The sequence below is a fragment of the Streptomyces capoamus genome (assembly GCF_014654935.1).
Taxonomy (GTDB): Bacteria; Actinomycetota; Actinomycetes; order Streptomycetales; family Streptomycetaceae; genus Streptomyces; species Streptomyces capoamus.
The window spans coordinates 89,340-95,477 of record NZ_BNBF01000001.1; the positions used below are offsets into that span (position 1 = coordinate 89,340).

A 6,138-nucleotide genomic window follows, 5' to 3' on the forward strand; every position below is an offset into this window, starting at 1 on the left:
GCCCACCGCGGGGCCTTCCCCGACCTGGCCGCCGGCCTCACCGCCCGCTACGACGTGGTGAGCATGTTCCACTACCTCGAGCACAGCACCGACCCCGACCGCGAACTCCGCGCCGCCCACGAGGCCCTGTGCCCCGGCGGCCACCTCCTGATCGAGGTACCGGACCCGGAGAGCCGCTACGCCCGGCTCCTCGGCCGCTGGTGGCTGCCCTGGCTCCAGCCGCAGCACCTCCACCTCATGCCGGTCGCGAACCTGCGCCGGCGGCTCGCCGACCTGGGGTTCACGGTGGTCGCGGAACAGCACGCCGAGGCGCACGACCCGGTCGACCTGCTCGCCGCCGTCTGGCTCGCGCTCGACCACGCGGCCCCCCGCGAGGACGCGCCCTGGCTCCCGGCACGCCCCGGTCCGCTGCACCGCGCCGCGCGCGCCGCCCTCCTCCTGGCGGCCGTCCCCGCCCTCCTCACCGCGACCCTCCTCGACCGTTTCGCGGTCCGGCCGCTGTCCGGCCGGCTGGGCCTGTCGAACGCGTACCGCTTGGTCGCGCGCAGGCAGTGACGCCCGACAGGCCGCCGCTGGACGCCGGGCCGACCAGGTAGCCTTCCCTTGGGGCGCTCTTTGCACGCGGCGGCCCGGCAGGCCGCAGGGCACGACAGCGACAGGGGAGGATCCGGCGGTGCACGTCCACGATTGGCTCGACTCGGTGCCGGCGGTCGCCGTCTACGCCGTGGTGGCCCTGGTGATCGGTCTGGAGAGCCTGGGCATCCCGCTGCCGGGCGAGATCATCCTCGTCTCGGCGGCGCTGATGTCCTCCCAGCACTCGGGCGTCAACCCGGTCGTCCTCGGCGTCTGCGCGACCGCCGGTGCGGTGATCGGCGACTCCATCGGCTACGCCATCGGCCGCAAGGGTGGACGCCCGCTGCTGGCCTGGCTCGGCGGGAAGTTCCCGCGCCACTTCGGCCCCGGCCACGTGGCCACCGCCGAGCGCTCCTTCGAGAAGTGGGGCATGTGGGCGGTCTTCTTCGGCCGCTTCGTCGCCCTCCTGCGCATCTTCGCCGGCCCCCTCGCCGGCGTCCTCCACATGCCGTACTGGAAGTTCCTGATCGCCAACGTCCTCGGCGGCATCTGCTGGGCCGGCGGCACCACGGCCGTCATCTACTACGTCGGCAGGGTCGCCGAGGACTGGCTGAAGCGCTTCTCGTACGTGGGCCTGGGGGTGGCGGTCCTGATCGGCGTGGCCTCGATGCTGGTCCTCAAGCGCAAGGCGAAGAAGGCCCAGCAGGACCACCGGGAACCGGAACCGGTGAACGCCGGCGAGTGAGGCGTCCCCGCGCGCTGCCACCGGTCACCGGTGCACGTCCTTGTGCGCCTTGCCCAGCTCCGCGTACAGGGTGCCGTTGAGGGTCACCCCTTGGCGCTCCTCCTCGGACAGGGGCCGCTTCACCTTCGCCGGCACCCCCGCCACCAGCGACCCCGGCGGCACGACCATCCCCTGCGGCACCAGCGCCTGGGCCGCGACCAGGGATCCGGCTCCGATCACGGCCCCGTTCAGCACGGTCGCCCCCATCCCGATCAGGCAGTCGTCCTCCACGGTCGCCCCGTGCACCACCGCGTTGTGCCCGATGGACACCCGTTCGCCGACGGTCACCGGGAAGCCGGGATCGGCGTGCAGGGTGACGTTGTCCTGCACGTTGGCCCGCGCCCCCACGGTGATCTTCTCGACATCCCCGCGCACGACCGCCCCGTACCAGACACTGGCCCCCGGGTGCAGCGTGACATCCCCGATCACGGACGCCGTGGGGGCCACGAACGCCTCGGGGTCGACCCGCGGCTCCTTGCCCCCGATACCCACGATCAGCGCCTTCTGCGTCATCACCGTCTCCTCGTGTCGGACGTACAGGGCACGGTACGACACCGGGTGGGGCAAAGATCACAGCAGCCCGCCCGCTGCGCCGGAGACGACCGGTGAGTAACGTGACCCCGTGCCGAAGCGCAAGAACACGTTCTCATCGTGGCGACGGGGTCTGGCCCAGCGAGCCGTACACGCTGCCTGGTCCTGGGCCCGGCGCACCGGATCCGTCACGGCCGAGCACCCGGCCGGTCTGCGCTTCGGCGCGATCGGCGAAGGCACCCGGCTGGCCTTCCCGCTCGGCACGGTCTTCGGCGAACCCTGGATCCGGCTCGGCGCCCACTGCATCATCGCCGAGCAGGTCACCCTCACCGCCGGCCTGATGCCCGGCGTCGACCTCGGCCCCGACCCGGTCCTGCGCATCGGTGACGGCGTGGTCCTCGGCCGCGGCAGCCATGTCATCGCGGACACGACGGTCACGATCGGCAAGGACTGCTACTTCGGCCCGTACGTCTACGTCACCTCCACCAACCACTCCTACGACGATCCGCACGAGCCCATCGGCCGGCAGTGGCCGCGGATGGAGCCGGTCGAGATCGGCCCGGGCTGCTGGATCGGCACCGGCGCGGTGATCCTGCCGGGCGCGCGGATCGGCCGGAACGTGGTCGTGGCGGCCGGCGCGGTGGTCCGGGGCACGGTGCCCGACCACGCGGTGGTGGCGGGCGCGCCCGCCCGGGTCGTACGGCGCTGGACGGCCGAGGACGGCTGGCAGCCGCCGCTGCGGACGCCCGCCCCGGTGCCGATCCCGGACGGTATGACACCGCAGCAGTTGCTGGCGCTGGCGGACCTGGACGAGGCCGCGGTGGCCCGGCTGGCCGCGCTGGAGCCCGAACACTGACCCGCCCGGCTCGGTCCGCGCAGTACAGTTCGGTGAACGCTCAGGTGCACCCGACCGTAGTTCACCGCACCGACCTACGGCATCGACGGCATCGGGCCTCCCGCCCATGGACCTCCCGCACATTGGACGCGACGTGTCGGACCTCGAACTCCTGACCCAGTCCCTGGCGCGCAACGTCAGGCACTGGCGCTCGGTGCGCGGCTTCACGCTGGACGTGCTCGCCGCCCGGGCCGGTGTCAGCCGTGGCATGCTCATCCAGATCGAGCAGGCCCGCACCAACCCCAGCATCGGCACGGTCGTCAAGATCGGCGACGCCCTCGGCGTCAGCGTCACCACCCTCCTCGACTACGAGCAGGGCCCCAGGGTCCGCGTGGTCCCCGCCGAACGCGCCGTACGGCTGTGGCACACCGATGCCGGCAGCTACAACCGGCTGCTGGCCGGCGCCGATGCGCCCGGACCGCTGGAGATGTGGGACTGGCGGCTGATGCCGGGCGAGAGCAGCCCCTCCGAACCGCACCCCGGCGGCACCGTCGAACTGGTCCACGTCACCGCCGGCGAGCTGACGCTCACCGTGGAGGGCGAGGAGTACCGCGTCCCGGCCGGCGCGAGCGCCTCCTTCGAGGCCGACGTCCCGCACCGGTACGGCAACCGGGGCGAGGTGCCGATGGAGATGGTGATGGCCGTCTCCGTGCCGCCCGTGCCCTGAGACACCGGGACGGCGCGGTGCCGGCCCTTGCTAGCGTGCGGCCATGCGCGCACCCATCGGAGACTTCGACACCGCCACCCCCGCCCCGGACTGCCTGGGGGAGCTGACCGCCCCGGTCGCCGACGCCGTACGCCACTGGCAGGGGGCGGTCCCGGCCGACCGGATCCTGTACGTCGACACCGAGCCGCAGTGGGCCGACACGGCCGTCTTCGTGGAGCACTACGGCCGGGACCTGCTGGAGCGGTCGGCGAACTGCGTGGTGGTCGCGGGCAAGCGGGCCGGCGAGACCACCCTGGCCGCCTGCGTGGTGGCGTCCACCGCACGGGTCGACGTCAACGGCGCCGTCCGCCGCCAACTGGGCGCCCGCAAGGCCTCCTTCGCCTCGATGGAGACGGCGACCGGGGAGACCGGCATGGAGTACGGCGGCATCACCCCGCTCGGGCTGCCCACCGGCTGGCCGGTCCTGGTGGACTCCGCCGTCGTCGACCTGCCCTACGTCCTGGTCGGCAGCGGACGCCGGCGCGGCAAGCTGCTGGTGCCCGGCAAGGCCCTGGCCGAACTGCCCGGCGCGGTCGTCCTGGAGGGGCTGGGCGTCACCGCCTGAGCCGGGTCGTCCGCGCGCGACCGGCTCAATACGCCTCGGCCGTCCCGAGGTACTGCTCGGCGAAGGCGGCGGCGGCCGCGGGCGAGGTGAACAGCCGGCGCAGCCGGGCCAGCGCGGTGCCGGCGCGGTAGGGGTCGCCGTGGGAGGCGCCGTGGTAGATCTCGGAGAGCCACTCCGAGAACTCCTGGTAGTCCCACACCCGGCGCAGACACGCGTCCGAGTAGCCGTCCAGGCCTGCCGCGTCGCCCTTGGCCAGGTACGCGGCCAGGGCGTCGCCGAGCAGGAACGCGTCGTGCAGCGCCAGGTTCATGCCCTTCGCGGCGATCGGCGCGACGAGGTGCGCGGCGTCGCCGGCCAGGAAGAGCCGGCCGGACACCATGGGCTCGACGACATAGGTGTGCATGTCCAGCACCCTCTTCTCCAGCAGCCGCCCCTCCGTCAGCGGCGGCCGGTCCGCCGCCGACAGGCGCCGCTGGAGCTGGTCCCAGACGCGCTCGTGCGTCCAGGCCTCCGGGTCGTCGCCGGGCGGGCACTGCAGGTAGTAGCGGGTCATCCCGGCACTGCGGGGCATGTGCCCGGCGAACCCGTCGGCGTGCATGCCGAACAGCACGCGGTCACTGGACGGCGGTGCCTCGGCCAGCAGGGCCAGCCAGCCGATGCCGTAGTCGTGCCGGGAGATCCGCGTGCGCGGCGGCAGCGCGGCCCGGCTCGCGCCGCGCGCCCCGTCGCAGCCGGCGACGAAGTCGCAGTGCACCAGCAGCCGTTCGCCGGTGTCCGGGTCGGTGTAGGAGACGGCGGGCCGGTCCGAGTCCAGGTCGTGCAGGCGTACGTCCTGCACACCGAAGCGGATCTCGCCGCCGCGGACGTCGGCGTACTCGCGCACCAGGTCGGTCACGAGCAGCGGCTGCGGGTAGACCCAGTGGTGACGTCCCGTCAGTTCGGTGTAGTCGAAGCGGTAGCCCTGCCCGTCGAAGCGGAACTCGCACGCGAAGTGGCGTTCGGCGCGCTCCGGCAGCCCGCCGGCCAGGCCGCGCCGTTCCAGCTCGCGTACGGCCCATTCCTCGATGACACCGGCCCGCGGCCGCTGTTCGATGAACGCCCTGCTCTCCGTCTCCAGGACCAGGCAGTCGACACCGGCGGCCCGCAGGATGTTGCCGACCGTCAGGCCGGCCGGTCCGGCGCCCACGACGACGACCGGGAAGCGGGCAGCGGTGGGGGAGGGGGGGTGGGGGGAGGGAGACGTCACGCGGGCAATTATGACGGTGTCCCGTCAGCCGGGCCGACGGGACACCGTGGGGGAGAGGTGAAGGGTCAGTGCGCGGGCGCGTCCGTCACCACGACCTCGTCGATGCTCCGCTCGATCGCCTCGGGCTTCGACGCGGTGGCCTTCGCCCAGTAGTAGACGACCAGGGAGAAGACGGCGACGATCAGCATGTCCCACCACAGCCCGATGGTGCCCCGGCCGCCGCCGAAGCCGCCCAGCCAGGAGATCACGCCCATGCCCACCAGGTACCCGGGCAGCCACTGCGCGGCCCTGAAGTCCAGCCGCGGCGCGTCCGGCAGGCCCTTGCGGATGGCGTACCAGGCGTACGAGCCGAGCAGCACGTAACCGAGCAGGATGGCGAAGCCCAGCCGCCACAGCGTGCCCCAGCCGGCCCAGTAGATGATCAGGTCGGCGACCACGAAGGACAGCGGCGAGATGAACTTGCCGCCGGGCAGCCGGTACGGGCGCTCGAGGTGCGGCAGCCGGTCGGCGAACACGCCGTAGGCCAGCGGCGCGCCCGCGTACATCAGCACGCTCGCCGAGGTGATGAAGCCGACCAGTGTCTGCCAGCTCGGGAACGGCAGGAAGCAGATCACACCGGTGACGAACGAGATCACCAGGCCGAACCACGGCACACCGCGCTTGTCGGTCTTGCTGAACAGCTTCGGGGCGTACCCGTTCTTCGCGAGGCCGTAGGAGACGCGGGAGGTGGCCGTGGTGTAGATCAGACCGGTGCCGCCGGGCGAGATCACCGCGTCGATGTACAGCACCACGCTCAGCCAGCCCAGGCCCACCAGGGTGGCGAGACCCGCCCACGGGC

At 72.9% G+C, this 6,138-nt stretch carries 8 protein-coding genes; 5 read left to right on the forward strand and 3 right to left on the reverse strand.

Translation table 11 applies throughout. The features are described 5' to 3' along the window. Together IE312_RS38315 and IE312_RS00415 are read left to right on the forward strand one after the other, a co-directional pair. A partial coding sequence (locus tag IE312_RS38315; RefSeq protein ID WP_229898798.1) for a class I SAM-dependent methyltransferase occupies positions 1–555 on the forward strand: 555 nt, incomplete at its 5' end. 118 nt (positions 556–673) lie between these two features. Then, positions 674–1,318 (forward strand): DedA family protein, encoded by a 645-nt coding sequence (locus tag IE312_RS00415; protein ID WP_189977145.1) that lies wholly within the window; start codon positions 674–676, stop codon positions 1,316–1,318. Between the two features lie 24 nt (positions 1,319–1,342). On the opposite strand, the gene IE312_RS00420 is transcribed toward IE312_RS00415, so the two are convergent. Next, complete coding sequence (locus IE312_RS00420) at positions 1,343–1,870, reverse strand: gamma carbonic anhydrase family protein (RefSeq protein ID WP_189977147.1); 528 nt, start codon at positions 1,868–1,870, stop codon at positions 1,343–1,345. 109 nt (positions 1,871–1,979) lie between these two features. Between IE312_RS00420 and IE312_RS00425 the strand changes: the two genes are divergently transcribed. The 3 genes from IE312_RS00425 (at position 1,980) to IE312_RS00435 (ending at position 4,054) form a co-directional block, all read left to right on the forward strand. Then, entirely contained in the window at positions 1,980–2,744 is a 765-nt protein-coding gene (locus IE312_RS00425; protein ID WP_189977149.1) for an acyltransferase, read from the forward strand. 133 nt (positions 2,745–2,877) lie between these two features. Next, entirely contained in the window at positions 2,878–3,450 is a 573-nt protein-coding gene (locus IE312_RS00430; protein WP_189978179.1) for a helix-turn-helix domain-containing protein, read from the forward strand. Between the two features lie 43 nt (positions 3,451–3,493). After that, entirely contained in the window at positions 3,494–4,054 is a 561-nt protein-coding gene (locus IE312_RS00435; protein ID WP_189977151.1) for a YbaK/EbsC family protein, read from the forward strand. 25 nt (positions 4,055–4,079) lie between these two features. Here IE312_RS00435 and IE312_RS00440 read toward each other — a convergent pair whose 3' ends face one another. Both IE312_RS00440 and IE312_RS38320 read right to left on the reverse strand, forming a co-directional pair. After that, the gene (locus tag IE312_RS00440) at positions 4,080–5,300 is read right to left on the reverse strand and encodes a 4-hydroxybenzoate 3-monooxygenase (protein WP_189977153.1); all 1,221 of its coding nucleotides are present in this window, start codon (positions 5,298–5,300) and stop codon (positions 4,080–4,082) included. 65 nt (positions 5,301–5,365) lie between these two features. Then, positions 5,366–6,138: APC family permease (locus IE312_RS38320; protein ID WP_229898800.1), on the reverse strand; the 773-nt coding region annotated here is incomplete at its 5' end.